Source organism: Thioalkalivibrio sp. ALJ15, from assembly GCF_000383695.1.
In the GTDB taxonomy this organism is placed as follows: Bacteria; Pseudomonadota; Gammaproteobacteria; order Ectothiorhodospirales; family Ectothiorhodospiraceae; genus Thioalkalivibrio.
In genome coordinates this window covers 533,077-558,938 of the sequence record NZ_KB912057.1, presented here as the reverse complement: position 1 = coordinate 558,938, position 25,862 = coordinate 533,077, and the positions used below count along the sequence as shown (strand labels likewise).

Annotated in this window: 19 protein-coding genes; 8 read left to right on the top strand and 11 right to left on the bottom strand. The window is 66.6% G+C overall.

Annotated elements, in window-relative coordinates; all coding sequences use genetic code 11:
* Positions 1-18: 18 nt before the first annotated feature.
* From G015_RS0106250 to G015_RS0106240, 3 genes are all read right to left on the bottom strand, one after another.
* Positions 19-2,076, bottom strand: coding sequence for a bifunctional diguanylate cyclase/phosphodiesterase (locus G015_RS0106250; protein WP_020146329.1), 2,058 nt, complete (start codon positions 2,074-2,076; stop codon positions 19-21).
* A 204-nt stretch (positions 2,077-2,280) separates the two neighbouring features.
* Positions 2,281-2,814 (bottom strand): cytochrome c, encoded by a 534-nt coding sequence (locus tag G015_RS0106245; protein WP_020146328.1) that lies wholly within the window; start codon positions 2,812-2,814, stop codon positions 2,281-2,283.
* A gap of 77 nt (positions 2,815-2,891) precedes the next feature.
* Entirely contained in the window at positions 2,892-3,461 is a 570-nt protein-coding gene (locus tag G015_RS0106240; RefSeq protein ID WP_018993752.1) for a hypothetical protein, read from the bottom strand.
* 115 nt (positions 3,462-3,576) lie between these two features.
* Here G015_RS0106240 and G015_RS13605 point away from each other — a divergent pair, with 115 nt between their 5' ends.
* A complete protein-coding gene (locus tag G015_RS13605) occupies positions 3,577-3,993 on the top strand; it encodes a hypothetical protein (protein ID WP_038038635.1) in 417 nt (138 codons plus the stop codon).
* 27 nt (positions 3,994-4,020) lie between these two features.
* Here G015_RS13605 and G015_RS0106230 read toward each other — a convergent pair whose 3' ends face one another.
* Together G015_RS0106230 and G015_RS0106225 are read right to left on the bottom strand one after the other, a co-directional pair.
* Positions 4,021-4,683 carry an O-methyltransferase gene (locus G015_RS0106230; protein ID WP_020146327.1) on the bottom strand — a complete coding sequence of 221 codons (663 nt, stop codon included), beginning with the start codon at positions 4,681-4,683 and terminating at the stop codon, positions 4,021-4,023.
* 9 nt (positions 4,684-4,692) lie between these two features.
* Entirely contained in the window at positions 4,693-5,742 is a 1,050-nt protein-coding gene (locus G015_RS0106225; RefSeq protein WP_020146326.1) for an SO_0444 family Cu/Zn efflux transporter, read from the bottom strand.
* Positions 5,743-5,889: 147 nt separating this feature from the next.
* Between G015_RS0106225 and G015_RS0106220 the strand changes: the two genes are divergently transcribed.
* Positions 5,890-6,360, top strand: a complete 471-nt coding sequence (locus G015_RS0106220; protein ID WP_018138561.1) for a CopD family protein — start codon at positions 5,890-5,892, stop codon at positions 6,358-6,360.
* Between the two features lie 37 nt (positions 6,361-6,397).
* Here G015_RS0106220 and G015_RS0106215 read toward each other — a convergent pair whose 3' ends face one another.
* On the bottom strand, positions 6,398-6,763 hold the full coding sequence (locus G015_RS0106215) for a DUF3293 domain-containing protein (RefSeq protein ID WP_020146325.1): 366 nt from the start codon (positions 6,761-6,763) through the stop codon (positions 6,398-6,400).
* A gap of 270 nt (positions 6,764-7,033) precedes the next feature.
* Between G015_RS0106215 and G015_RS0106210 the strand changes: the two genes are divergently transcribed.
* Entirely contained in the window at positions 7,034-8,761 is a 1,728-nt protein-coding gene (locus tag G015_RS0106210; RefSeq protein WP_019592149.1) for a diguanylate cyclase domain-containing protein, read from the top strand.
* A gap of 11 nt (positions 8,762-8,772) precedes the next feature.
* Here G015_RS0106210 and G015_RS0106205 read toward each other — a convergent pair whose 3' ends face one another.
* Positions 8,773-11,667, bottom strand: coding sequence for an EAL domain-containing protein (locus G015_RS0106205; RefSeq protein WP_020146324.1), 2,895 nt, complete (start codon positions 11,665-11,667; stop codon positions 8,773-8,775).
* A gap of 81 nt (positions 11,668-11,748) precedes the next feature.
* Positions 11,749-13,173 carry a phospholipase D-like domain-containing protein gene (locus tag G015_RS0106200; protein WP_020146323.1) on the bottom strand — a complete coding sequence of 475 codons (1,425 nt, stop codon included), beginning with the start codon at positions 13,171-13,173 and terminating at the stop codon, positions 11,749-11,751.
* Positions 13,174-13,281: 108 nt separating this feature from the next.
* On the opposite strand from G015_RS0106200, the gene parC reads away from it, so the two are divergent.
* Positions 13,282-15,543 (top strand): DNA topoisomerase IV subunit A, encoded by a 2,262-nt coding sequence (gene parC, locus G015_RS0106195; RefSeq protein ID WP_020146322.1) that lies wholly within the window; start codon positions 13,282-13,284, stop codon positions 15,541-15,543.
* Between the two features lie 48 nt (positions 15,544-15,591).
* On the opposite strand, the gene G015_RS0106190 is transcribed toward parC, so the two are convergent.
* Together G015_RS0106190 and G015_RS0106185 are read right to left on the bottom strand one after the other, a co-directional pair.
* Positions 15,592-17,385, bottom strand: coding sequence for a bifunctional diguanylate cyclase/phosphodiesterase (locus G015_RS0106190; protein WP_020146321.1), 1,794 nt, complete (start codon positions 17,383-17,385; stop codon positions 15,592-15,594).
* Entirely contained in the window at positions 17,369-19,462 is a 2,094-nt protein-coding gene (locus G015_RS0106185; protein WP_028490893.1) for an ATP-binding protein, read from the bottom strand. Before G015_RS0106185 ends, G015_RS0106190 begins: the two co-directional genes overlap by 17 nt.
* 500 nt (positions 19,463-19,962) lie before the next feature.
* On the opposite strand from G015_RS0106185, the gene htpX reads away from it, so the two are divergent.
* Positions 19,963-20,850 carry a protease HtpX gene (gene htpX / locus G015_RS0106180; protein WP_018174629.1) on the top strand — a complete coding sequence of 296 codons (888 nt, stop codon included), beginning with the start codon at positions 19,963-19,965 and terminating at the stop codon, positions 20,848-20,850.
* A 106-nt stretch (positions 20,851-20,956) separates the two neighbouring features.
* Here the strand turns inward: htpX and G015_RS0106175 are convergent, their stop codons facing one another.
* A complete protein-coding gene (locus G015_RS0106175; protein WP_020146319.1) occupies positions 20,957-21,637 on the bottom strand; it encodes an MBL fold metallo-hydrolase in 681 nt (226 codons plus the stop codon).
* 366 nt (positions 21,638-22,003) lie between these two features.
* Here G015_RS0106175 and G015_RS0106170 point away from each other — a divergent pair, with 366 nt between their 5' ends.
* The 3 genes from G015_RS0106170 (at position 22,004) to G015_RS0106160 (ending at position 25,822) form a co-directional block, all read left to right on the top strand.
* Positions 22,004-23,539 carry an ATP-binding protein gene (locus G015_RS0106170; protein ID WP_018138551.1) on the top strand — a complete coding sequence of 512 codons (1,536 nt, stop codon included), beginning with the start codon at positions 22,004-22,006 and terminating at the stop codon, positions 23,537-23,539.
* Positions 23,536-24,963 carry a sigma-54 dependent transcriptional regulator gene (locus G015_RS0106165; RefSeq protein WP_018993743.1) on the top strand — a complete coding sequence of 476 codons (1,428 nt, stop codon included), beginning with the start codon at positions 23,536-23,538 and terminating at the stop codon, positions 24,961-24,963. The genes G015_RS0106170 and G015_RS0106165 overlap by 4 nt, the downstream gene beginning before the upstream one ends.
* Positions 24,964-25,360: 397 nt before the next feature.
* Positions 25,361-25,822 carry a hypothetical protein gene (locus G015_RS0106160; protein ID WP_017925836.1) on the top strand — a complete coding sequence of 154 codons (462 nt, stop codon included), beginning with the start codon at positions 25,361-25,363 and terminating at the stop codon, positions 25,820-25,822.
* Positions 25,823-25,862: the final 40 nt, after the last annotated feature.

Below are 25,862 nucleotides of genomic sequence, written 5' to 3'. Positions count from 1 at the left end.
CCAGGCCGGCCGCTGGGCTCAGGTGGTGACCAGCGGGAGCTGATCGGCAACCAGGAGGTCGCCGGCCCGGTCGGCGGGTACGGGGCGGGAGTAGTAGTACCCCTGGGCTCGGGTGCACCCCAGTGCGCGCAAGGTGGCCGCGTGGGTATTGCTCTCGACGCCTTCGGCGACCGCCTCCAGGCCGAGGTTGCGCGCCATGTTGATCACGGTCTGCACCAGGCGCTGGCTGTATTCGTCGCGGTCCAGCCCGGCCACGAAGGCGCGATCGATCTTCAGGATATCCAGCGGCAGGCGGTGAAGATAACTGAGCGACGAGTAGCCCGTGCCGAAGTCATCCATCGCCAGACTGACGCCGAGGGCCTTCAGTCCCTTGAGGGTGGCGATCAGTTCTTCGAGGTTGCCCAGCGTTGCGGTCTCGGTGATCTCCAGGCGCAGTTGTTCCGGCGGGGTGTCGGTACCGCACAGGATCGTGGCGACCTCGTCCACCAGCTCGGGGCGGGTGAGCTGCCGCGCGGAGAGGTTGGTGCTGATCGTCAGCGGCGGGCCGCTGCGTTGTGCATTCCAGGCTTGTAGCTGGCAGCACGCGGTATACAGCACCTGCATGTCGATCAGGTGGACCAGCCCGGCATCCTCCGCGATCGGGATGAAGCGATCCGGGGGCAGGAGTTCGCCTTCCCGTTCCCAGCGCACCAGGGCCTCGAACCCGGTAATGCGATTGTCCGCCAGGGACATGATCGGCTGGTAATGCACGACAAAGGCATTGCGCTCCACCGACTCGCGCAGGCTGGTCTCCAGACGCAGGCTCTCGAGCGCCTGCGTCTGCATGCCCGGGTCGCAGAACTCGCAGCGGGCCTTGCCGAGCGATTTGGCGCGATACATCGCCATATCCGCCTCGCGCATCAGATCCTCGGCACAGCTCGGGCCGTCCTGATCGGCACTGGCGACTGGGCAGGCCTGGCCATCGGGGCGCGTGGCGATGCCGATACTGACCGTGACATACACCGTCTGGCCGGCGACCGCGAAGGGCTCGTGCAGGACGGCCTGCAGGCGCTCGGCGACGCGCAGCGCATCCACCGGTTCGTGCAGGCCCTCCAGCAGGATCGTGAATTCGTCACCGCCCAGTCGGGCGAGGGTGTCGTCTGGTCGCGCATTGTGGTCAACGCCGGGACGAGAAACCGTGTCGTTCTGGCGTAGCGTCGTCAGCAGACGCTGGCCGACCTGGGCCAGCAGCTCGTCCCCGGCCGTGTGGCCGAGGCTGTCGTTGACGAGCTTGAAGCGGTCGAGATCGACGAACAGCACGGCGAACAGTGACTCCGGCTCGCGCGCATAGCGCGCGATCGCGTGCTCCAGACGGTCGTGAAAGAGCCGCCGGTTCGGCAGGCCCGTCAGCGGATCATGGGAGGCGTGGTGGATCAGCCGTTCGGCGTGGCGGTTGCGCTCGACCACGCGCCCCAGTTGCACACCGGCCTGTGCCAGCAGGGCCAGTACCTCCGGCTGCTGCGGAGTGGTCTCGGCGGCGAAGAACTCCAGTACGCAGGCGACCTCGTGCCCGACCATGACCGGGAAGGCGAAGCCCGAGCGCAGGCCGCTCAAGGCCGCCGCCGCGCGCCGGGGGAAATGGGGGTCCTGATCCAGGTGCTCGATCCACACCGGGGCACGCTGTTCGAGAACGCGGCCGGGCAGGCCCTGGCCGGAACGGAAGATCGTGTCTTCCGTGCATTCACGAAAGGCCTCGACCGGGTCGAGTGTCCGCAGGTGCCAGATGCCCGTCGGGCCCAGCTCCAGTTCGCCATCTGAACTCTTGCGCGCAAGGTAGGCATGGCCGACCGGCCAGTCGAGAAACTCCCCGATGGCATTCAGGGCCGTGCGCAGGACTTCGGCGATGGAGTCGGACTGATTGGCTGCGAAGGCAATCGTGTTGAGCAGTTCGATCTGCTGCTGCTTCGCGTAGAGGTCCTGCAGGCGGGTGTCGGCCAGGGATTCTGCATGTCGTCGGGCCTCGCGTTCCTCGCGAATCAGGCCCTCGAGGCGCGCGCGCTCCTCGTCCGGGAGGACGTCGCTACGGCGGCGATTCATTGGTGGTTTCCGTGTTCGCGGCGACCACTGGCTGCGTCATGCATGGGCTTCCCCGGTCTTCCATACCCTGGGTGTGAACGCGGCGGATCATAACCCGTTTGAGGCTTGCTATCTCGGCAGACGCCGTGGCGCTAGCGGCTATTCCCGAGTGAGCGTAATTCCTGGGGGCGGTGTGGCTTGCGTGAGGTCCCGGTTGAGCACTGTTTAGTGATGTTCGTGCCCGGTCGAAGGGTTGCGCGGATCGGATACGTGAGTGACCCAGGGCTCGCCCATCTCTTCCTCCCAGGCCTCCTGGGTCGGGTGGTTCTGGTCGTAGCGGATCCATGCCTCGAAGATCTCGTCGGGCCACTGCGCCTGTATGAAGGCGATAATCGCTTCTACGTCGTCGTAGGACAGGGTGTCCTCGAAACTGGGCATGGCCCCGCCGCGCGCTTCGGCGCCGTAGCGGATCATGTCCTTGAGCTGCCAGTAGGGGTGGTGCCAGGTGTGGGCGCGGCCATCCAGGGGCGGGGGCGGCATGTAGCCGTCCGCGTCGCGCTGGCGCCAGTTCTCCGCGCCCTCGCGATTCTCGCCGTGGCATACCGCGCAGTTCTGCATGTACAGCCGTTCGCCGTATTGCAGGGTCTCGTTGTCCCAGTCGCGCTGGTGGTGTTCCGGGGTCGCGTCCAGGCCTGGCAGACCGTCGCAACCGACCAGGACCGCGCCGGCGAGCAGCGCGGCCAGGGCCGGAAGGAACATGACGGGCCGGCGTCCGTGTCGGCTTGGCTTCATTCAACCCTCATTGTGACGAGTACCATTTCAGTCCGTCCGTTGGTTCAATCCGTCTGCATCGCCGGGTCGTCCGGGTCCGCGGGATTTTCCTGCGTGCCCGGTTCGCCTTGCTCGGCCGGCGGGCGATCCCCGCGGACGGCATCACGAACGGAGCCCCAGGCCTTGCGCGAGCCATCGCGAACGCCACCCCAGGCATCGCGGGCGCCTTCGCGCACACCCTGCCAGGCACCGGAGGAACGTTCGCGGGTCTCGGCGGACCATTCGGCCAGGTTGTCGCGTTCGCGTACCAGTCCGTCGTAGGCCCGTTCTCGGCGCTCGCGGGTGGCATCGCTCAGGTCATCCCAGCCCTCGCGCGTGCGTTCGCGCAGGGTGGTGAGCTGCTGGTCCATTGCATCCAGGGTTTCGCGGGTGCGCGAGCGGGTTGCTTCGTCGTCGCGTTCGGCATCGGCCTGGATTTCTTCGCGGGTCTGCGCCCAGTCGTCGCGCAGCTCTTCCATTTCGGTTGCGGTTTCGTCCTCGGCGGCCTGCTCCTCGGCCAGCACGAGCGGCGCACTGAGTGCCAGCGCGGCCGCGGCCACCAGGGCGAGTCCTGTCGTGCGGATGTGGTCCATCATCGTATCCCCCGTGGGAATGGGCTTGTGGTCATGTGATGATAAGACGTTCGTGCGGTGGAATTTGTTGCAGTGGATGATGGATTTGCGACGCGAGACACGTGATGGGGTACCAGCCATGATAGACAGACGACTAATCGGGGCGCTTCTGCTGGGCGGGCTGCTGGCGGGTTGTGCGCCATTCCCCTCTGAGCAAAAGCGAGCGACGGACGTGTTCCAGCCGCAGCCGACCGAGCGCAAGACGCTCGAGATCCCGGAGCTCGAACCGGCCGCCACGCCGGGGGGCGCGGTGATGGACTGGGTGGAGGCCAGCGGCTGGCGCGAGGGCCTGGGTACGGACTACTCCAGTCTGGAGATCCACCATCAGCGCCGCGAGCGGGCCGAGGTCTTCGTCAAGAACCTGCGCGATGACGCCGTGCGCGACCATGAATACCGGCTGACACTTCGTGAACGCGACGATGGCTGGGCGGTGACCGGGGTGGAGCGGCGCGTGATCTGTCGCCGGGGGTTGTCTGGCGACGGGCTTTGTCGCTGATCGCCTGATTCGCGCGCGGCCTGACGATCAGCGGCGACGCGCCAGGGACAGGCCGTCGCCGATCGGCACCAGCGAGAGGTCGATGCGCTCGTCGCGATGCAGCGCCTGGTTGAAGTCGCGGATGGCCCGGGTGTCCTCGTCATCGCAGTGCCGGTCCGCCACCTGGCCATGCCAGAGGGTGTTGTCCACCATGATCAGTCCGCCCGGGCGGACCAGGCGCAGGCAGGCCTCGAAGTACTCCGGGTAACCGGTCTTGTCGGCGTCGATGAACGCAAGATCGAAGCGATCGCTCTGTCCTTCAGCCTCCAGCTGGCGCAGGCTGGCGCGCGCATCGCCCAGGCGCAGGTCCATGCGCGCGGCCAGACCGGCCCGGTCCCAGTAGCGCCTGGCGATCGCGGTCCAGGTCTCGCTGTGATCCAGGCAGATCACCTCGCCGTCGTCGGGGAGGGCTTGCCCCACCGCCAGCGCGCTGTAGCCGGTAAAGGTGCCGACTTCCAGGTAGCGCCGGGCCCCGACCAGGCGCGCCAGCAGGGCCATGAACTGTCCCTGTTCGGGGGCGATCTGCATGTTGTGCTCCGGCAGCCCCGCGGTCTCGGCGCGCAGCTCCGCAAGCAGGCTGGACTCGCGCAGCGAGCGATCCAGTACATAGGCCTGAAGGCGGTCATCGAGCCCGATTGAACGGTTGGACATCACGGCTCCTTAGGCATGGGCAGGCAGGCGCCAGCGTAGCGGATGCAGGGCGAGCACCACCAGCACGGCCAGCGCCACCCATTCGACGGTGGGCGGTATCCATTCGGTGGCCTTGCCCGGGGTGATCGCGGGGCTCAACCCGCTCATGCCCAGTCCGGCATCCAGTGCCAGCCCGAGTGCCACGGTGCTGGCGCCGATACCCAATAGATAAAGACTCAGGGCCGCGTTGCCCAGTTCCCGCCGGAACACCCCCAGGGTCGCCAGGCTGGTGATCGGGGCGGCCAGCAGGAACACCAGCACGGCGCCAGGAGAAACTCCAGCCGCCAGCAGGGCGACCGCGATGGGGGTGGCCGCGGTCGCACACAGGTACATCGGGATGCCGATCACGGCGAGCAGCAGCATTGCCGGCAGCCCGCTGCCATATTCCGCCAGTGCGGCCGGTGGCACCAGGGCCAGCAGCGCCCCGGCAACGAACAGTCCGATCACCAGCCAGAGACGGATGTCATCCAGCACGTCGCCGAATGCGTAGCGCTGGCCCTCCAGCAGGCGCGTCCATGGGCCCGGCGCCGTGGCGGATGGTGAGCCCCCTCCATCGCAGGAAGCCGCGGTGCAGCAGTCTTGTGACGTCCGCGTATTGTCCGCATGCGCCGCGGGAGCGCGCGTGCGCCCGACCAGCAGGCCCGTGGCGATGGCCGTCACCACGGCGCCGGCGACCCGGGCGACGGTCATCAGGGGGCCGAGCAGGGCATAGCTGATCGCCACCGAGTCGACGCCCACGCCCGGGGTACCGATCAGGAACGCCGTGGTCGGGCCCCGTCCGGCGCCGCCCCGGTGCAGTGCCAGGGCGGTCGGGATCGCCCCGCAGGAGCAAAGCGGCAAGGGTGCCCCGGCAATGGCGGCGCGGGCGGTCGGTGCCAGACCCGTGCCGCCCAGCCAGCGCTGCAGCGCCACCTCTGGCAGGAAGGCCTTGACCAGTCCGGCCGCGGCCAGGCCCAGTAGCAGCCACGGGGCGGCCGTCAGGGCGAGTTCCAGCGTAGCGCTCAGGATCGCGGCGATCATTGGTCGATCGTCGTCTTGGGACGTCGCCGCTGCAAGAGTCCGCGAGGGCAGCGCCGGATGGTGACTGGCGAGACAGGGGTCGGCAGAGTCCGCTGTGCCCGGCTACACTGCGCCACGGAATCATCCGAAACGGACAAGGAGCGGAATATGGAAGGGTATGCACTGGCCACCGTGGTGCACGTGCTGGCGGTCGTGATCTGGGTTGGCGGGATGTTCTTCGCCTGGATGTTCCTGCGGCCGACGGCGGCACGGCAGCTCGACGACATGGCGCGGCTGCGCCTGTGGGAAGAGGTGTTCCAGCGCTTCTTTCCCTGGGTGTGGGCGGCGGTCGTGGCGCTGCTGATCACCGGCTTCCACATGATCTTCCTGGTGTTTGGCGGCATGGACAGCGTGCATCCCAGTGTGCACACGATGCTGGCGCTGGGCCTCATCATGATGGCGATCTTCGCCCATGTGGTATTCGCCCCGTACCGCCGTATGCGCCAGGCGATCGCGGCCAGTGACACCGCGGAAGGCCTGCGCCGTCTGGGCCAGATCCGCCGGCTGGTGGGTATCAACACCCTGATCGGGCTGGTCACCATCATCGTGGCCTCCGGTGGTCCGCTGATGCCGCAGTAGGGTCATTGCCGGTCGGGCAGTCGGGAGCGGCCGGGGCTCAGCCGGCCGATCGCAGGGCCGGGTGCCAGACCAGACGCGGCGTGCCGGGAGGTTCGATTACCACAGCCGCGTTCTGGTCGAACCCGACCATCCAGGTATCCAGCTCGGCGGCGCCCATCCCCAGCACACAGCAGCCGGGTTCGTCGGGCCAGCGGCCGGCCGGGTCCCGGTGGACCGTGGGCCAGCAGCGCCAGCCGGCCTGCGCCAGCTCGCGCTCGAGACGGGCCTGGCGTGCGCGGTTCTCCGGTTCCGGCAGGGGGTCGCTGCGCGGGTTCCATGCGGTCAGCAAGCTGGCCTGCTTCACCCCCTGTGCCTGCACGGCGGCCTCGAGACGCGGATCGCGCTGACCGATGCGCAGGAGCAACGTCTGCCCGGGGGCCTCGATGCAATAGTGCGTGGCAGTGTAGGCCCGGGACAGCGCCGCCCGGGTCTCGGGGTTATCGATGGGTGTCCCGTCCCCTCTTGAGTTTGGCGCCATCCCGGGGCACTCTCGCGTGTGGTCGTGCGGACTCACGATCACACAGGGAGACAGCATGCGCGTCAAGGACTGGACTCAGACCTGCCGGACGGTCGGTGACGATCCGACGATCACGCGGGCGAAGGCACTGGCAGCCGGAAGGTCGGTGGGCTGATCGTGTCCGTCGATCGCCCGCGTGTCCCGGGAATCACCAGCGTGTTTGCGCTGGTGATTCTGCTGGTCGCGGCGATCGCGGTGTTCAGTTGGCTGCGGGTGCAACACCTGCAGCAGGATATCCAGACCCTCACCGAAGAACACATCCAGAGGGTTGATCATGTCCACCGCATGCGCAGCCTGGTGCGCGAGCGTGTGCTGCGCGCATCGCTGGTGGTGAGCGCGGAGGACACCGCCCTGCAGGAGCGCTATCACCGGGAGTTTCGCGACCTCGCGCCCCAGTTCGTGGAGACACTGGCGGCGGCGGAGGCCCAGACCACCGAGACCGCGGAGCGCCAGCGCATGCAGGAATTGCGCGAGCTGACTTCCATCGGCGCCCCGCTTCTGGAAGACATCGTCGATCTCGCCCTGGTCGGGGACCGTAACGAGGCCCTGGGCATGCTGTATGCCGACTTGATGCCGGTGCAGGAAGAAGTCCTGGGTCAGATGGAGCGCATACTGGAGGCTTTCCACCGGGACAATACGCGTGCGATCGAGGTCATGGCGCAACGCCATGAACAAAGCCAGGAATGGATGCTGTGGGCCACCGGTCTGGCGGCGTTGCTGATCATGCTGCTGGGGGCTCGCGTACGCCACCGCCTGCAGCGCAATCACCAGGCACTACAGGACGAGTTGCGCGAGCGCGAACGAGTGGAGGCGCGCCTGCGCGAGACCCAGGGGGGTCTCGAGGCCGCCGTGGCGCGTCGAACGGCGGAGCTCGAGGAGACCACGGCGCGCCTGGAGGAGGCGCAGCGCAGTGCGGGCGCAGGGTTCTGGGACTGGGACATACGCAATGGGCAGCTGAACTGGTCCGCTCATGTGTTCGAGCTGTTCGGGCTGGACCCCGGGTTGGACGAGGCGGGTTTCGAGTCCTACATCCACGCCGTGCACCCGGATGACCGCACCCGCGTGCGCCGGACCATCAACCAGGCCCTTGCCAGCGAAGCGGTCTATCGTGTCGATCACCGGGTCGTGCGGCCGGATGGCGGGGTGCGCCATGTGCGCGTGGAAGGCGAGATCGCCCGTGACGACACCGGCCGCCCCCTGCAGGTCCTGGGGATGGTGCGGGATGTCACCCTGGAAAAGGCCTCGGAGGAGCGCCTGTGGCATCAGGCCCATCATGACTCGCTGACCGGGCTGGCCAATCGCAGTCTCTTTAACGAGCACCTGTGCCATGCGCTGCGCCGTGCCCAGCGCAACAACACGGGGCTGGCCCTGGTGGTCTGCGATCTGGACGGGTTCAAGCCAATCAATGACCGGCTTGGCCATGACGCGGGCGATGTGGTGCTGGTGACGGTGGCCGGGCGTCTGCGCGAGGGGGTGCGCGAGTGCGATGTGGTCGCCCGCATGGGGGGAGACGAGTTCGTGATTCTGCTGGAAAACATGGATGCCCCGGATGCCTTGCTCGGGGTCGGTCTGAAGCTGATCGAACGCTTTGCCGAGCCCATCGAGGTCAACCACGAGGCCGTGCAGGTGGGCTTGAGCATGGGAGCAGCTCTGTACCCGCATGACAGTGCCGACGCGGAAGGTCTGCTGCTGCAGGCGGATCGTGCGATGTATGCGGCCAAGGAGGCCGGGGGCGGCGGGATCGTGTTGTACGAGCAGGTCGATACCAGCCTCGCCAGCCGGTCGAACACACGGCATCGGCGGCGCGGGCCGCTGGGCTGCGGTCTTGGGCTGGAAGCCCCGTAGTCAGCGCTGGGTCAGCTCTGGCGTTGCGCTGCCGGGCTGGCGTTTCGTTCCAGCCAGGCCGGGAACTCGTCTTCCGCGATCGGCTGGCCGTAGAGAAATCCCTGGAAATGCGTGCAACCCAGTGCCAGGAGCCGCTGGCGCTGGGTCTGTTGGGCCACGCCCTCGGCGATCACGCGCAGGCCCATGTTGTGGCCGATATCGAGGATGTTCTCGATGAGCATCTGCTCGCCCTTGTCCACGAGTTCATCGATGAACGACTTGTCGATCTTGAGTTCGTCCAGTGGCAGATCGCGCAGGTAGGCCAGAGACGAATACCCCGTGCCGAAGTCATCCAGTGCCACCTGGACGCCGAACTCGCGCAGCACCCGAAGTTTCCCAATGGCATCGGACAGGTCACGCAGCAGTCCCGACTCGGTCACTTCCAGGGTGATGCGGCTGGGTTCCAGGTCGGCGGCCTGCACGCGCTCCCTGAGCTGCTCGACGAAATCGGGGCGGGCCAGCTGCCAGGGCGAGATATTGATGGCCACGTGGGGCGGAAGCGGCAGACCCCGCGCGCGCCAGTCCCGCAGATTTTCCAGTACATGTTCGACCACCCAGGTCCCGATAGGGTGGATCAGCCCGGTCTCCTCGGCGATCGGGATGAACAGCGCCGGCCCGACCGAGCCCAGCTCGGGGTGTGTCCAGCGCAGCAGCGCCTCGGCACCGATCATGTTCTCCTGGGCATCGAACTGCGGCTGGTAACTCAGGTGCATCTCGTGATTCGCCAGGGCCTGGCGCAGCCCCTCCTCGATCTGCAGCCGTGCACGGGCCTCGTCCTGCAGCGCATGGCGGTAGAACTGCACCCCGCCGCGTCCGGCCCGTTTCGCCTGGTACAGCGCGATGTCGGCATGGCGCAAGGCATCCGATGAGGTCTGCCCCGCGTCCGGGAACAGCACGCAGCCCAGGCTGGCGCCGACACTGAAGGTGCGCTCTCCCACCACGATCGGGTGCTGCAGGGCATCCAGCAGCCGTTGGGCCGCGTCGTTGACCGTCGCCTCGATCGCCTGGCGCGATGCGCGCCGGGGATGGATCAGGGTGGCGAACTCGTCCCCGCCCAGGCGCACCACCAGGGCCTGTGCGGGCGCGTTCTGTCGCAGGCGGTCGGCGACCGCGGCCAGCACGGTGTCACCGACCGCGTGCCCCAGGGCATCGTTGATCGTCTTGAAATGGTCCAGATCGATCAGGATGAGCCCGCCATGCTGGCCCCCGTAATGTGCCAGGTCCAGATCCTGGGTTAGGGCGTCGTGCAACTGGATCCGATTGGCCAGTCCGGTCAGCGGATCGTGATAGGCGAGCCGCCGGATGTGCTCCTCACCTTCCAGTCGCTCGAGTTCGGCCGCTGCCCGGTCGGCAAAGATCTCGAGGATGCCCGCTGCCTGTTCGGTTTCGTCCAGCGGGTAGCGGTTCAGGACCGCGATGTGTCCGAGTTCGCGTCCCTGACTGTCGAGCATGGGGGCCCCGAGATAGCTGCGTGCCTCCATCTCGACGAGGAGGTGGTCGTGTGGGAACAGTTCCTGAACGCCATCCGGGTAGACGCACAGACCGCTCGTTAGTGTTTCATCGCAAGGGGTGTTGGCCAGGGCATAGTGGATGTTCTGCCCGAGTTCTCCATCTTGGGAAAGCGCGACGGTTTCGACGTAACCGGGCCTGTCCGCCATGTTGATGCCCACCAGGGCATAGTTGGCGCGAAAGACCTCGCTTAGCCGAAGCACAAGGTTCTGGAAGAAGCTCTCCCGGTCGTGGGCGCGAAAACCCTGAGCGATCACGCGCAGTGCGTCTTCGCTGCGGCGCGCCAGTGTGATGTCTTCCTGCATCACCACGATGTCCTGTACCTCACCCCGGTGATTCTTCAGGGGATACACGCACCCCTTCAGCCAGCGGCTGCCCGCCTGCTTCGTCGCGGAATCGGCCCCCATGTAGCAGGCGAAGGGTTCGATCAACTGACGCTGGCCCTGTGCAGCCGCCCGGATGGCATCGGTGATGCGCCCATCGATGGGGTCGGGACGGTGCAGCACGCTGGAATCGCGCACGCGCTCGCCGTCACGTCCATGAAGAGTTTCCCAGGCGGCGTTCACCTGGCGCACCCGGCTCTCGGGCGTGAGAACCGCCACGGCCATCGGGGCCTGTTGCACCAGATCACGAAAGCGGTGTTCGGACTCGCGGGTGCGCTCCTGGGTTTCCCGGTGCAGTACCAGGCTCATCACCAGGATCATGCCCAGATAACCGAATACCGACAGTGGGACCGAGTCGAGCACGCCGAGGCGCACCAGTGCGCCCTGGGCGGTGGCTGCGAGGAAGACCGCCATGGCGGCGAAAAGGACCAGCGGGCCGCTGCCACCTTCGCGACGCCACTGGCGTAGCAGGGCCCAAATCGCGAAGCCGAACACCAGTAGCAGTCCGGCCAGGCCCAGCAGAAACCATGGGCTGGGGGTTCCCGTCGCGAGTGCCAGCGTCTCGCCCCAGGGGAGGGTCACCGTGCGTAGTTCGGCGACCTCGCCCAGTTGCAGCCCGTGCGGTTGCTGCGCGTTGGCAACCCACATGGCAACCGTCAATATCGCCAGTGCCGCGAGCAGGCCCCGGGCGGGGGTTTGGGTATAGCGGGCGATGAACGCCGCGAACAGCACATAGACGGGGGCGATCAGGGCGTAGTACGCCTTGATGGGACCGGTATAGGCCTCAAGGGACGGTGCCTGATAGGAAAGGGCAATGCTGATCGCGGCGCCCGTTATCAGCAGGCACATGGCGGCGAACAACAGATGTTCCGTGCGCCTCAGGCTATGGGCGGCATACAACAGGTGGCTGGCTGTGGCGTAGACACACAGCCCGGCGAGCAGATAGAGCGCTGCGATCAATGGACCATTCACCATCGACCCCCTGAAATGGCGGAAATCCCTTTCTCTGTTTTCGAGTTAAGCACAAGCAGCGTCGGGTTGCGCGCGCTGGGGCATCTAGAGGTACGGCGTCAGCAGCCGCGCGGCCCCGTCGCGCAGACGAGCGGGCAAGGGGCGGGCGTGGACATCCTCCAGGGTCAGTCGATGGGAGCGCGAGCGCAGATCCTCGGCCCAGTCGGCCAGCTGTTGCCCCAGGTCGCGGTCCACGCATTCCAGGTTGCACTCGAAGTTGAGGCGCAGGCTGCGCGGGTCCCAGTTGGCCGATCCCACCAGGGCCCATTCCCCGTCGACGAGCATCAGCTTGGAGTGATTGAACGGGGGCGGCGTCAACCAGATGCGGCAGCCGCGGGTCAGGAGTTCGCCGTGCAGCGGACGGGCGGCCCACTCGACCAGGCGCAGGTTGTTGCGTTCCGGCAGCAGTAGATCGACCTCGATGCCGCGCAGGGCCGCGGCCTTGAGCGCCCCCAGCAGTTCCAGGTCGGGCAGGAAGTAGGGCGTGACCACGGTAACGTGCTCGCGCGCCTCCGCGATCGCGGCCAGCAGGGTGAACTTGAGCACCTCGAAGTCTTCATCGGGGCCGTCCGGCAGGGCGCGGCACAACTGGGCACCTGCCAGGCGCGTCTCCTCCGGGAACCAGGGCGGGCCCTCCAGCGCCTCCTGCGTGCTGAACTGCCAGTCTTCCGCGAACACCCGCTGCAACTGCAGGCAGATCGGACCGCGGACCTCGAAGTGCAGGTCCTGAATCGGGTGTGGGCCCGGGTCGCTCGCGCTGTGGCCGCGACGGATATTCATGCCTCCGGTAAAGCCGTGCTCGCCATCCACCAGCAGCATCTTGCGGTGATTGCGCAGATTGAACGCCGCAAGCGTCCGCGGCAGGTGGTGTACGGGCATGAAGGCGGCGGCCGGGATGCCGGCCCGCTTGAGGAAGCGCAGGGTGTTGCGGCGGCTGTAGCGGGCGCCGATCCCATCGATCAGGACGCGCACCTCGACGCCGCGGTCGTGGGCGGCCTTCAGGTGGCGCACGAATCGCTGCCCGACCACGTCGTAGTCAAAGATATAGGTCGCCAGGGTGATGCTGCGGGACGCGCGGTCGATTGCCTCGAGCATCGCCGCATAGGCCTGGTCCCCATCGGTCAGCGGTCGGACCGAATTGCCGGCGCTGGCGCGAAACGGCGCGAGCCGGTCGCCACAGCCCAGCAGGCGACTCCAGCGGGGCGGAATGCCCGGGCCGTCGGCGTCGCGCGCCGCGGGGTCGACCAGCAGATGGCCCTCGCGCAGGGCGTGGGCGCGGCGGCGGATGCGGTTGACTCCGAACATCCAGTACAGGATCGAGCCCCCCACCGGCAGCAGTACGATCAGCCCGACCCAGGCGATCACGGTCCCGGTCTCGCGGCGCTGGAGCAATGCGTGCATCACACTGGCGGCGGCCAGTGCAAAGGCGGCGACGGCAGTGATACTGGCAATCCAGCCGGTACCCAGCACGGCATTCTCCCCGGGAATGGAATGGTGGCGGTGTGATCGCTACAGTACGCGGGCCGGGCGAGCGGTAAAAGGCCGCCATGGTGATCCATTCGCCCTTCGAGAGAGCCGATGACCGATATCGAGACCCCCAGCCTGTTCGCCAACAGTGGCGAGCAGCTGCCGCTGAAGGACTTCACCGAGAAGGCGTACCTGGACTACTCCATGTACGTGATCCTGGACCGTGCGCTACCGCACATCGGCGATGGGCTCAAGCCCGTGCAGCGCCGCATCATCTACGCGATGAGCGAGCTGGGGCTCTCGGCCACGGCCAAATACAAGAAGTCCGCGCGCACCGTCGGTGACGTCCTCGGCAAGTTCCATCCGCACGGCGACTCGGCATGCTACGAGGCGATGGTGCTGATGGCGCAGCCCTTCTCCTACCGCTACCCGTTCGTCGACGGGCAGGGCAACTGGGGCTCGCCGGACGATCCCAAGTCCTTCGCCGCGATGCGTTACACCGAATCGCGCCTGTCGCGCTATGCGCAGCTGCTGCTCTCGGAGCTGGGGCAGGGCACGGTGGACTGGGTGCCGAACTTCGACGGCGCGCTGGACGAGCCGAAGGTGCTGCCAGCCCGGCTGCCGAACGTGCTGCTGAACGGTGGCTCCGGGATCGCCGTGGGCATGGCCACCGACATCCCGCCGCACAACCTGCGCGAGGTGGCCGCGGCCTGCGTGCACCTGCTGGAGCACCCGAAGGCGACTGTCGCGGAGCTGTGCGAGCATCTGCCGGCGCCGGACTTTCCCACCGAGGCCGAGATCATCTCCCCGCCCGCCGAACTGAGCCGGGTCTACGAGACCGGCCAGGGCTCGATCCGCGCGCGGGCGCGCTATGAACGCGAAGGTGACGACATCGTGGTCACCGCGCTGCCGCATCAGGTCTCCGGGGCCAAGCTGCTGGAGCAGATCGCCAGCCAGATCCGCGCGAAGAAGCTGCCGATGGTCGAGGACCTGCGCGACGAGTCCGACCACGAGCACCCGACCCGCCTGGTGATTACCCCGCGCTCGAACCGCGTCGATGTCGAGGCGCTGATGGCGCATCTGTTCGCGACCACGGACCTGGAAAAGACCTACCGCGTGAACATGAATGTGATCGGCCTCGACGGCCGTCCGCAGGTGCGCGACCTGGCCGGGCTGCTGGGCGAATGGCTGACCTTCCGCATCGAGACCGTGCGCCGGCGCCTGCAATGGCGCCTGGAAAAGGTGCAGGCGCGGCTGCATGTGCTGGAAGGCCTGCTGATCGCCTATCTCAATATCGACGAGGTGATCGCGATCATCCGCGAGTACGACCAGCCGAAGCCCGAGCTGATGAGCCGCTTTGGCCTGTCCGACATCCAGGCCGAGGCGATCCTGGAGCTGAAGCTGCGCCACCTGGCCAAGCTCGAGGAGATGAAGATCCGCGGCGAGCAGGACGAACTGGCCAAGGAGCGCGATCAGCTGGAGAAGACCCTTGGGTCCGAGCGTCGCCTGCGCACCCAGGTGCGCCGCGAGATCGAGAAGGACGCCGCGGACTACGGCGACGAGCGCCGCTCGCCGCTGGTCCAGCGCGCTGCCGCGCAGGCACTGGACGAGTCCGCGCTGGTGCCCACCGAGCCGCTGACCATTGTGCTGTCGGAGAAGGGCTGGGCACGCGCGGCCAAGGGTCACGACGTGGATGCCCAGGGGCTCAGCTACAAGGCCGGGGATGCCTTCCAGGCCGCGGTCACCGGGCGCAGCAACCAGCCGGTCGCGTTCATCGACTCCACCGGCCGCACCTATACCATCCCCGCTCACACCCTGCCGTCCGCGCGCGGGCGGGGCGAGCCGCTGTCCGGCCGTGTGAACCCGCCGGAGGGCGCGCGCTTTGTCGGCCTGGCCACCGGGGCGGAGGAAGATCGCTGGCTGCTGGGTTCGGATCACGGCTACGGCTTCGTCGCGAAGCTGGGTGATCTGCTGGGCCGGCAGAAGGCGGGCAAGAACGTGCTGACCGTGCCTGACGGGGCCGCTGTGCTGCAGCCGGCCTCGGTGCGCAACCCGCACGAGGATCACATCGCCGTCGTCACCACGCGTGGCTACCTGCTGCTGTTCCCGGCCACCGAGCTGCCGGAACTGGCGCGCGGCAAGGGCAACAAGCTGATTGGCATCCCTTCCGCCGCCCTCAAGGACGGCTCCGAGCGGGTGCTCGGCGTGGCCGTGCTGGGCCCGCAGGACACCCTGGTCGTGCATGCCGGCAAGCGCTTCAAGGCGCTGGCCCCGACGGAGTGGGCGGAGTACGTGGGCGAGCGCGCCCGGCGCGGGCGCCAGCTGCCGCGCGGCTACCAGAACGCCGATCGCCTGGAAGTGCGCAGCGCCTGATTGACAAGCGTGGCCGTCTACCGCCAAGCGCGGGGGAGCGGCTGGATGTCAGGCGCAGGCTCGGCCCAGCAGACCGCTTGCGTCCGTCTCGGCGAGCGGGCGGTGGTAGAGGTATCCTTGGCCAATCGGGCATCCGAGCTTCGCCAGGTGTCGTGCGTCGGCCTCGGTCTCGATGCCCTCGGCGACGGTGGTCAGGCCGAACCCGCGCCCCACCGACAGGATGGCGCGGGCCAGAGTGTCCATGCTCGGGTTCGCGGATACGCCGTCTATCAGGCTGCGGTCGATCTTGATGGCCGTAACCGGCAGGCGACGCAGGTACGCCAGCGATGAGTAGCCGGTACCGAAGTCATCAATCGCGATCGATACCCCGAGGGCCCTAAGGGCCCGAAGTTCCTCTACTGCCGCGTCCACGTCGTGCATTACCGCAGTCTCGGTAATCTCGATCTCCAGTGCGCTGCCGTTCAGGCCGTTGGCCTTCAGCGCGCTTTCCACTGCATCCACCAGCGATCTGCCGGATCGGGTCAGGGCGGCGAATTGCTGGGTGGAGACATTGACCGCGATCGGCGGGCAGTGCCCGCTGGCCTCGCGCCAGCGGCGGGCGGCGGCCAGTGCCTCGTGCAGGGCCCATTCTCCCAGCTCGGCGATACGCCCGGTGTTCTCCGCCAGCGGGATGAACTCCGCCGGCGAGATGAGCCCAAGACGCGGATGCTCCCAGCGCATCAGGGCCTCGAACCCGACCAGGCAGCGGCTGGCGAGCTCGATCTTGGGCTGGTAAAGCAGGTGGAACTGGTCTTGCTCGCGGGCGACCGTCAGACCGTATTCCAGTTGGTGGCGTCGGCGTGCAGCCTGCTCCAGTACGGGGTCGAAGCTGAGCCACTCGCTCCCGCGGCGTTCGCCCTTGGCCAGGGTCAGCGAGACCCGGCGGATCAGTTCCTCAGTGTCGCGACCATGATCGGGGGCCCGGACGTGTCCGGCGGAGGCACTGGGGGTGATCTCGTAGCGCCCCAGGCGCAGGTGCGCCATCGAGGCATCCAGGCAGTCCTGCAGGGTGCTGGTGGCAATGCTCTCGCTGCTGGCCACGGCGAGCAGCAATGTGGAACTGCCCCAGATGCCGCACAGTACTCGCCCCGGGGTCTGATCTTCCAGGGCCAGGCGCAGCCGCTGGCCGATCTCGCGCAGCATCAGGTCGGCCGCGGCATAGCCCTCAAGACGTTCCACTGCCTCGTGACCACGGACGTGCACCATGACCAGGTCCAGGGCGCTGCCGGTCTCGATGGTCCCGTCAATGAAACGCAGCAGTGAATGCCGGTTTGGCAGGCCGGTAGCCGGGTCGTGGTGGGCCAGGTGTTCGAGGTCCTGTTCGGTGCGTTGCAGGGTGCGCACACGGTCGGCCAGGCTGCGCGACAGGTCTTCGGCGCGATCGTGGGCGGCGTTGTGCAGCGCCCGGACCCGCAGGAGATTGTCGATCCGCTGCACCACCTCGGTGGTGTTGAACGGCTTGGTAATGAAATCCAGCGCCCCGGCGGCGAGGGCCTGTTCCCGGGTCTGGGGGTCGATCTGCGCGGTCAGGACGATGACCGGCAGCCAGTCGCCCTCCGCCAGGTCGCCGTTCAGTTGGCGCATCACCTCGTGGCCGTCGATGCCGGGCATGCGGATGTCCAGCAGCAACAGGTCGAAGGGTTCTTCGCGCCAGCGCTCCACCGCGCGTTCCCCGCTGGTTTCGCTGGCGATATCCCGGAACCCGGCCCCCTCGAGGATGGCCCCAAGCAGATCCACGTTCATCCGGTTGTCGTCCACGATCAGAATGCGGGCATCGCGGGGGCTGTCAGCGGGTGTAATCATCGGCGTCCGTGCGATCCGCGCGAGGTTCGAGCAGTGGGTCGAGGGCCGCGAGGAACCGCGCTATATCCAAGGGTTTCGTGAAGTAAGTCACAAAATCTGGGTTTTGGTTCCCGTCATCGACGGCCTCACGCGTGGCATCGGCACTCAGGGCGATGATCGGGACCTCCCGGGTCTCCGGACGCGCGCGCAGGAGGCGGGCGGCCGCGGTCCCGCTCATCCCGGGCAGGTGGATGTCCATAATCACCAGATCCGGGGGGTTCTCCCGGGCGAGCATCAGGCCCTCCTCAGCGCTTCCCGCCGTCTGTAGTTCGATCCCGTCGCGAAGCGCCAGGATCTCTTGCATCAGGCTGACATTGGCTGGATTGTCCTCGACATACAGCACCCGCCGGCACAAGTCCGTTCTCGGTGCATCGTCGAGCGACCGGGTTGTGTGTTCCTGGGTCGCTGGACGCTCGGCGGCGCTGGTCATGGGCAGGGTGAAGAAGAATTCCGTGCCTTCGCCCTCCTGGCTTCGGTATTCGAGTTCGCCACCCATGTGTCGCACCAGCTCCCGAGTGATGACCAGTCCGATTCCGGAGCCCTGGATGGCGCCGGTCTCGTGCCCGAGGCGGCTGAAGGGCCGGAACAGTTCGGCACGGCGGTCTTCGGGGATCCCCAGGCCGGTGTCCCGGACACGGAATTCCACGCGTCCGTCGGGCATGGGGGTCACGTGGACGCGCACGATGCCCTCGTCGCGGTTGTACTTGATCGCATTGCTGAACAGGTTCAGCAGTACCTGCTTGAGCCGTGTGCGGTCGGCCTGTACGGCGGGCAGGGCGGGTTCCGGAGGCGGAAAGTCCAGCTGGATGCCCCGTTCGCTGGCCGCGCCCTCGATCATGCCGCGGCACTCCGCGAGGGTCATGGCGGGATCCGTAGGCTCCAGTGACAACGCGATTTGCCCTGCCTCGATGCGGGACAGGTCCAGGATGTCATTGATCAGGGCCAGAAGGTGGTGTCCGCTGCGCTCGATGTGCTCGACCTGGCGCTGCTGGCGCTCGGGCAGTGGGTGGGCCCGGTCGGCCCGCATCAGCTGGGAGAACCCCAGGATGGAGTTCAGTGGGGTGCGCAGCTCGTGGGACATGTTTGAGAGAAACTCGGACTTGGCACGATTGGCCCGTTCGGCCTCCGCCAGTTCGCGGCGCTGGCTCTCGCGCAGGTCGGTGAGGTCCGTGACGATACCGATGTAGTGGGGCTGCTCTTCGATTCGAACCTCGCTGACCGCGAGCTGCATCGGAAAGGTGGAACCGTCGCGGCGCAGCCCTTCGACCTCGCGCCCGCTGCCGATCACCCGCGCTTGCCCCGTTTCGCGGTAGTGACGCAGGTAGTCGTCGTGTTCGTGGGCCCAGCGTGACGGCATCAGCATGGATACGTTGTGCCCGAGGACTTGATCCGCCGGGTAATCGAACAGTCGTTCGGCCGCCGAATTGAACTGCTCGATATGGCCAGTGTGGTCGATCTGGATGATGCCGGCCGCGGCCGTTTCGAGTACGGCGGCGAGACGCTGGCCCTGGGCATCCAGTGCGCTGCGGCTGTGCCCCAGGTCGCGGCGCGCGAGGTACTCGCGCAGCAACGAGGTGGCGATTTCGCCGAATTCGCGCAGATCCGTCGCCTCCTCTGAACGGAAGCGGCGTGGTTGCGTGTCGATGATGCACAGATTGCCGACTGCAAGCCCGGGCTCGGGTGTCAGCGGGATCCCGGCGTAGAAGCGGATGCCGGGCTCGTCGAGGACCAGCGGGTTGTCGGTAAAACGCGGGTCTGCGGTGGCATCCTCGATGATCAGGAGTTCATCCGGCCGGGCCAGAGCGTGTGCACAAAAGGAGATGCTGCGCTCCGTGCCGGCCCCGAGCGGACCCTGTGGCGCGATGAAGCACTGGCATTGCTCGTCGACCAGCGTGACCGTGGCCATGGGGACGTCGAAGTGGCGCGCGACGAGCCGCGTCAGCGGCCGAAACAGGTCGTGGTCGCTGGTTTCCAGGGGCAGGCGGTGCACTGCCTCCAGACGTGCCTGCTCGTTTTCGGGCAAGGGTGCGGAGGGCATCGGCCGGGACCGTAGGAATGGCCTGGCAGTATGCGGGAAGAATGGCGTTGATGGGAGGGGGCCGGCAGGGTTGGGGGCTGGGAACCGCAGCGCCGGAATGTGGTCCTTAAGGAAATACTGATGAATATACACGCTCGCTGCTTCGTCGCTTTTGCGTGCGAACAAGGCGCGGTGACTGCCGTGCAGTCATTCTGCACAAAGGAGGCGCAACGCCGCTGTTCCCACGCTTCGGGGTTGGCACCCCAGGTTCCCCGATCCTGCGTTGCGCCCCGAATCAATCAAAAGCGGGCGGGTAGAACCACTACCCGCTGCACGACGCGCCTTGTCTCGGAAAACCTGGGGTACCAACGCGAGCGTGTATATTCATCAGTGTTTCCTTAAAGCGGCGCGGTATCCCGCCGGTGGTGATGAAATACCGCCGGCGAGCCTTGAATTCCGGCGCGTGGCAACCATTTAATACGCATCCACCGATTCCGGCTGATGGGGTACAGGAAGGCTTCATGAAACGTATTGCGCTGTTTCTGGCGACAAACTTCGCCATCATCATCGTGCTCAGTATCACCCTGCGCCTGCTGGGTGTGGAGCGCATTCTCGACGAGGAGGGGGTCCACCTCGACCTCAATGCGCTTCTGATCTTTGCCGCGGTGTTCGGCTTTGGCGGGTCCTTTATCTCGCTGGCCATCTCCAAGTGGATGGCCAAGAAGACCATGAAGGTCCACGTCATCGACAAGCCGCGCAATGCCACCGAGCAGTGGTTGCTGGAGACCGTTCAGCGCCAGGCCCGTGAGGCCGGGATCGGCATGCCGGAGGTGGGCATCTATGACTCGCCGGACCCGAATGCCTTCGCCACTGGCATGAGCAAGAACAATGCGCTGGTTGCGGTCAGCACCGGGCTGATGCAAAGCATGGGTCAAGGCGAGGTCGAGGCGGTGCTGGGCCACGAGGTCGGGCACGTGGCCAACGGCGACATGGTCACGCTGGCGCTGATCCAGGGCGTGGTGAATACCTTCGTGATCTTCCTGGCGCGTGTGGCTGGGCATTTCGTCGACCGCGTGGTTTTCAAGAACGAGTCCGGTCATGGCCCGGCGTTCTGGATTACCACCATCGTGACGGAGATCATCCTGGCGATCCTGGCCTCGATCATCGTCATGTGGTTCTCGCGCCAGCGCGAGTTCCGGGCCGACGAGGCGGGAGCGAAGCTGGCCGGACGCGAAAAAATGATCGGTGCACTGGAGTCGCTGGCGCGCGCCTCCGGGCGCCAGGTGGACATGCCCGATCAGATGGCGGCCTTTGGCATTCGCGGGGGCATGGCCCAGGGGCTGAAGAAGCTGTTCATGAGCCACCCGCCGATCGAGGAGCGCATCGCGTCGCTGCGTGCGAACAGCTGATTCACCTCCAGCACCAGGGGCAGGAACGCGGAAGGCCGCCGACAGGGCGGCCTTCTTCGTTGGGAGGCTGGTTACTCGTAGGATGCGTTGAGCGCAGCGAGACGCATCAATAATAGCGTCCGCGCCCGGGCTGACCGCCAGCAGCGAGAGCGGCATCGCCCACAAAAGGGTTGCTGCGGCGCTCTTCCCCGAACGTTGACTCCGGGCCGTGGCCGGGCACAAAGCGCACATCGTCGCCCAGCGGCCAGAGGCGCCGGGTGATGGATTCGATCAGTTGCGGCCCGTTGCCGCGCGGGAAGTCGCTGCGGCCGATGGCGCCATGGAACAGGACATCGCCCACCAGGGCGAGGCGGCTCTCGCGGTCGAAGAACACGATATGACCCGGGGTGTGCCCCGGGCAGTGCAGCACCTCGAGCGTGACCTCGCCCAGCCGCAGATTCTCGCCGTCGTGCAGCCAGCGATCCGGAACCAGCGCAGGCATCTCGGGAAAACCGAACATCTGGCACTGCATCGGCAGCTGATCGAGCCAGAAGGCATCTTCAACCTGAGGGCCCAGGATCGGGATATTGCAGCGGCGCGCCATCTCGGCGGCGGCCCCGACATGATCGAGGTGGCCATGGGTCAGCAGGATGCAGTCCAGCCGGACATCCTGCCGTCGTGCGATCTCGATCAGCGTGTCGGCCTCGGCGCCGGGGTCTACCCAGGCGGCGGCGCGGATCTGGTCGCACCAGATCAAGGTGGCGTTCTGCGCGAGTGCGGTAACGGGGTGGCTCAGGTGCTGGAGCATATGGGCTGTGAAGATCGGTGACGAGAACGCGGATTGTGCCCGTTTTTGATTCGAGACGGGAATTCGGGAATAGAACGCGCGCGCCTGCGTCTTAAAGGGTGTGCAGATCTTTAGAAAAAGCGGTCGAGCGGAGCAGCCCAAGAGTACGACCCCCTGCGTACGAGGCTGCTTGACAAGAAGATCGCTGTATTAGAAGATTTGCATATGCTGATTGCTGCCCCCCCTGGTAGCGTCAGCAGACTCCTCCATCCTCCTTTGGTGGTTTTCTTGGCGCGGGCTTCGACCCGCGCTTTTTTTTGCCCGGAATTCGCATCCCGACAAAGCCCTGCCTAACATGACGGCGATGTCCGGATCCCCGAACGCCTGATGCCCACACGTCTGAACAGTTTGCGCAATGCGGTGTTGCTGTTTGTCCTGCTGCCCCTGTTGCTGGTGGTCGGCGGCACGGTGACGCTCGGGCTGCAGGAGTTCCAGACGCAGATGGAAAATCGCATGCAGGCCGATATCGAGCTGGTTGCGCGTTCCATTCGCCTGCCTGTGGCCACCGCGATGATTGACCAGGACGTGACCACGGTGCAGCAGTCGCTGGACTCGTTGTTCCAGATCGATCAGGTGTTCGGCGTCTACGTCTACGACGCCCAGGGCGACATGGTCGCCACCAGCGGGCCGCCCAGCCCCACCATTCGCCACCCGGGCGAGGCCCAGGCGATCAGCGAGACGGGCAGCCTTGGCGCCTTCGACGAACATCAGGGGCGCGAGGTCTTCTCGTTCTTCCTGCCACTGTCGGATTCCGCCGGGCGGATCGTCGGCCTGTTGCAGGTGACGCGTGACGTCTCGCCGTTCCGGGCCTATGTGTCGCAGCTGCGCTGGCAGGGGGGCATGGTGATGCTGGCGGTCAGCGTGCTGTTCTTGCTGGTGGTCCTGATTGGTCACCATCGAGCGGTCGGGCGTCATGTGGCGCGCCTGATCGGTGCCATGCGAGATATTGGCGACGGGCAGCGGGGGCTGCGCGCCCCGGAGAAGGGACCCTGGGAACTGCGCCGTCTGGCGATCACGATGAACGGGATGCTGGAGCGCCGCGAGGCCTCAGAGGCGGCATTGCAGGCGCAGCGCGAGGAGCAGGCACGGCTCGAGGAAAAGCTGCGCCACTCGGAAAAGCTGGCTGCCATTGGTCAACTGGCGGCCGGGGTCGCGCATGAGCTGGGGACGCCTCTGGGTATTATCGCCGGCCGGGCCCAGCGTGCCGCGCGGCGCTTGCCCGCGGACGACCCCGCGCACAAGGAGATGAAGGAGCTGCAGGCGGAGCTCGAGCGCGTGGAGACCATCGTCCGCCAGCTCCTGGATTTCGCGCGCCGGAATCCGTTGCAGCAGCGCCCGCTGGAGCTGCAGGGCCTGGTCCGCGAGATCGTGGCGCGCGTACAGGAACGTGGCAAAGGGCGCGAACAGGTGCGCTTTGATCTGGATGGCGGGGCGTTGACGGTGGCGGCGGACCGGTTGCGTCTGGGGCAGGCGCTGGAGAATCTGATCGACAACGCTGCGCAGGCTGCTGCCGAATGTGTGCGGGTGAGTTGGCGCTGCCAGGGCGACACGCTCGAATGTGTGATTGCGGACGATGCCCCGCGCGCGGGGCGCGGAATCTCCGATGAGCAGGCTGACCGCTTGTTCGAGCCCTTTTTTACGACCAAGCCGACGGGCGAGGGGACCGGCCTGGGGCTGGCGGTCGCACAAGTGGCGCTGGAGGACCATGGTGGCCAGGTAAGGCTGGATCGCAACGATCCGCAGCTCACGCGTTTTGTGGTCACGCTCCCGCTCGCGTCCGGCGCCTGTCGCGACAGGCAATCGGAACCGTCTGGGGCGGAGTCGGTCCAGGACGGGCACGCAACAGGTGGAGGAGCGGAATGAGCATGGCCCGGGGTGACGAGCTGAACAATCGCGTGCTGGTCGTCGAAGACGACCGGGGCCATCGCGAGCTCCTGGCCGAAGAACTGGCCGAAGTGGGCTACGCGGTCACTGCGGTGGAGACGGCCGAGGAGGCCGAGCAGGTCCTGCGGCAGCAAACGGTTTCCCTGGTGGTCAGCGATCTGCGACTGCCCGGTGCCGATGGCTTCCATGTGCTGGAGGTGGCGCGCGACACGGTGCCGGTGCCCGGGTTCATCATGCTCACGGGCTTCGGCACGATCGATCAGGCCGTGACGGCGCTGAAGGCGGGTGCGGACGACTTCCTGACCAAGCCCGTCGATCTGGAGCATCTGCGTCTGGCGGCCGAACGGGTGGCCGAGGCCCGCCGCCTTCGGGCCGAGGTACGCCAGTATCGCGAGGTCCTTGCGGGCGACGAGAGCTTTCATGGCATGCAGGGCAAGAGCCCGGCGATGCTCAAGCTGCATGACCTGATCCGTCGGATCGCCGCGGCCGATGGCAGCGTACTCATCACCGGCGAATCGGGGACGGGCAAGGAGCTGGTGGCCCGCGCGCTGCATGCGGAGAGTGCCCGCGCCGATGGCCCATTCATCGCGCTGAACTGTGCGGGCATCCCGGAGACCTTGCTGGAGTCGGAGTTGTTGGGGCATGTCGCCGGGGCGTTCAGTGGCGCCAAGGGCGCGCGGCGTGGCCTGTTTACCGAGGCCGACGGCGGCACACTGTTCCTCGACGAGATCGCCGAGATGCCGGTGGCCATGCAGAGCAAGCTGCTGCGTTTGCTGCAGGACGGGCGTGTCCGGCCGGTGGGTTCCAACGAGGAGATCGAGACGGACGTGCGCATTGTGGCCGCCACCCACCAGGATCTGCAGGAGCGTATTCGTCACGAGCAGTTCCGCGAGGACCTCTATTACCGTCTCGAGACCTTTCGTATCGAGATCCCGCCCCTGCGCGATCGCGGTGATGACATCGAGCGCCTGGCGCAGCAGTTCCTGCGCGAGCAGGCGCTGGCGCGCGGGCTGCCCGTGCGCGAACTCAGCCCGGAGGCCATGCGTGCCCTGCTGCGCTACGGCTTCCCCGGGAACGTCCGCGAACTGGCCAGCCTGATGGAACGCGCGGCGACGCTCGCATCCGGGGAGGTGATCGAGCTACGCGATCTGCCCGAGCGTGTGCGCCAGTCCGGGGCCGCTAGCGGCTCGGGTGAATCGTCCGGGAATGTCTCTGGAGCCGACCTGCCGATACCCGGCACCGGTGATGACAGCCACTGGCCCAGCCTCGCCGAGGTGGAGCAGGCCTATCTGCATCGGGTCCTGGAGCATGTCGAGGGCAACAAGCAGCGCGCCGCGCGTATCCTGGGGATCGGCCGCAAGACGCTTTATCGCAAGCTGGGCGAGAGCGAGTCGGATTCCTGACCGGCGTTATCTGCTGCGCACCGCGCCTGGTCTCGGAAAACCTGGGGTGCCAACGCGAGTGTGTACATTAATCAGTGTTTCCCGAGTCCCTCTGCTCGGCGCCTCTCCACCGTTCACGGTCGGCTCTATCGTGACCCATTTCACCCCTCTCAGCCCCTGATGGGCCGTACTGACCCGGGTCGCCCTGACCCATGTGTCGTTTTGACCCGCATCTCATTGTGACCCAGGCCCACCTGCAGGCCCTTTGGGTATTCGTAAAGCATTGAAGGTTATAGTTTTGTTCTCTTTTGGTCGTTTTTGGCACGGCTTCTGCTAATTCCTTGGGTGCAGTCAACCGAAAGCCAATCGAGCCGTTCCGTTGACTGTGCTGAAACCTTAAATGAAGGAGAGAAGCACAATGTCGACTTTTCGTAAATCTGCTCTAGCAATCGCGATGAGTTCCCTTTTTGCCCTCGGTGGTCTGAGCGCCGCCCAAGCCATGGGCGAAGGTGCCGAGGCGCCGGATGAAGAAGAGGCGCAGGAAGAACAGGGTGGTATGCCGCCCCAGATGATGGTCCAGGCGGGTGAGCCTGCCGCGCCGCCGGCCGATGATGACGACGAGGATCGGGACGGCGGTGGCATGCCTCCGCAAATGGCCCAGGCCGGTGAACCGGCTGCTCCGCCCGCGGATGACGACGAAGACGAGGGCAACGGCGGTATGCCTCCGCAGATGACTCAGGCTGGTGAGCCGGCTGCCCCGCCCGCGGACGATGATGATGACGACCGCGAAGGCGGTATGCCGCAGATGGCCCAGGCGGGCGGCGCTGAAGCCCCGGCTGGCGATGATGACGACGACGAAGACGACGCCCCGGATTGGTAAGGGGCTAACGGGCAAGCCGGGCAGTGTTCGTCTGCCCGGC

What these genes read in the sequence shown, in the direction of transcription:
- G015_RS0106250 (WP_020146329.1), bottom strand. Translation starts at nt 2,076, where the DNA reads ATGAATCGCCGCCGTAGCGACGTCCTCCCGGACGAGGAGCGCGCGCGC.
- G015_RS0106245 (WP_020146328.1), bottom strand. Translation starts at nt 2,814, where the DNA reads ATGTTCCTTCCGGCCCTGGCCGCGCTGCTCGCCGGCGCGGTCCTGGTC.
- G015_RS0106240 (WP_018993752.1), bottom strand. Translation starts at nt 3,461, where the DNA reads ATGATGGACCACATCCGCACGACAGGACTCGCCCTGGTGGCCGCGGCC.
- G015_RS13605 (WP_038038635.1), top strand. Translation starts at nt 3,577, where the DNA reads ATGATAGACAGACGACTAATCGGGGCGCTTCTGCTGGGCGGGCTGCTG.
- G015_RS0106230 (WP_020146327.1), bottom strand. Translation starts at nt 4,683, where the DNA reads ATGTCCAACCGTTCAATCGGGCTCGATGACCGCCTTCAGGCCTATGTA.
- G015_RS0106225 (WP_020146326.1), bottom strand. Translation starts at nt 5,742, where the DNA reads ATGATCGCCGCGATCCTGAGCGCTACGCTGGAACTCGCCCTGACGGCC.
- G015_RS0106220 (WP_018138561.1), top strand. Translation starts at nt 5,890, where the DNA reads ATGGAAGGGTATGCACTGGCCACCGTGGTGCACGTGCTGGCGGTCGTG.
- G015_RS0106205 (WP_020146324.1), bottom strand. Translation starts at nt 11,667, where the DNA reads ATGGTGAATGGTCCATTGATCGCAGCGCTCTATCTGCTCGCCGGGCTG.
- parC (WP_020146322.1), top strand. Translation starts at nt 13,282, where the DNA reads ATGACCGATATCGAGACCCCCAGCCTGTTCGCCAACAGTGGCGAGCAG.
- G015_RS0106190 (WP_020146321.1), bottom strand. Translation starts at nt 17,385, where the DNA reads ATGATTACACCCGCTGACAGCCCCCGCGATGCCCGCATTCTGATCGTG.
- G015_RS0106185 (WP_028490893.1), bottom strand. Translation starts at nt 19,462, where the DNA reads ATGCCCTCCGCACCCTTGCCCGAAAACGAGCAGGCACGTCTGGAGGCA.
- htpX (WP_018174629.1), top strand. Translation starts at nt 19,963, where the DNA reads ATGAAACGTATTGCGCTGTTTCTGGCGACAAACTTCGCCATCATCATC.
- G015_RS0106175 (WP_020146319.1), bottom strand. Translation starts at nt 21,637, where the DNA reads ATGCTCCAGCACCTGAGCCACCCCGTTACCGCACTCGCGCAGAACGCC.
- G015_RS0106170 (WP_018138551.1), top strand. Translation starts at nt 22,004, where the DNA reads ATGCCCACACGTCTGAACAGTTTGCGCAATGCGGTGTTGCTGTTTGTC.
- G015_RS0106165 (WP_018993743.1), top strand. Translation starts at nt 23,536, where the DNA reads ATGAGCATGGCCCGGGGTGACGAGCTGAACAATCGCGTGCTGGTCGTC.
- G015_RS0106160 (WP_017925836.1), top strand. Translation starts at nt 25,361, where the DNA reads ATGTCGACTTTTCGTAAATCTGCTCTAGCAATCGCGATGAGTTCCCTT.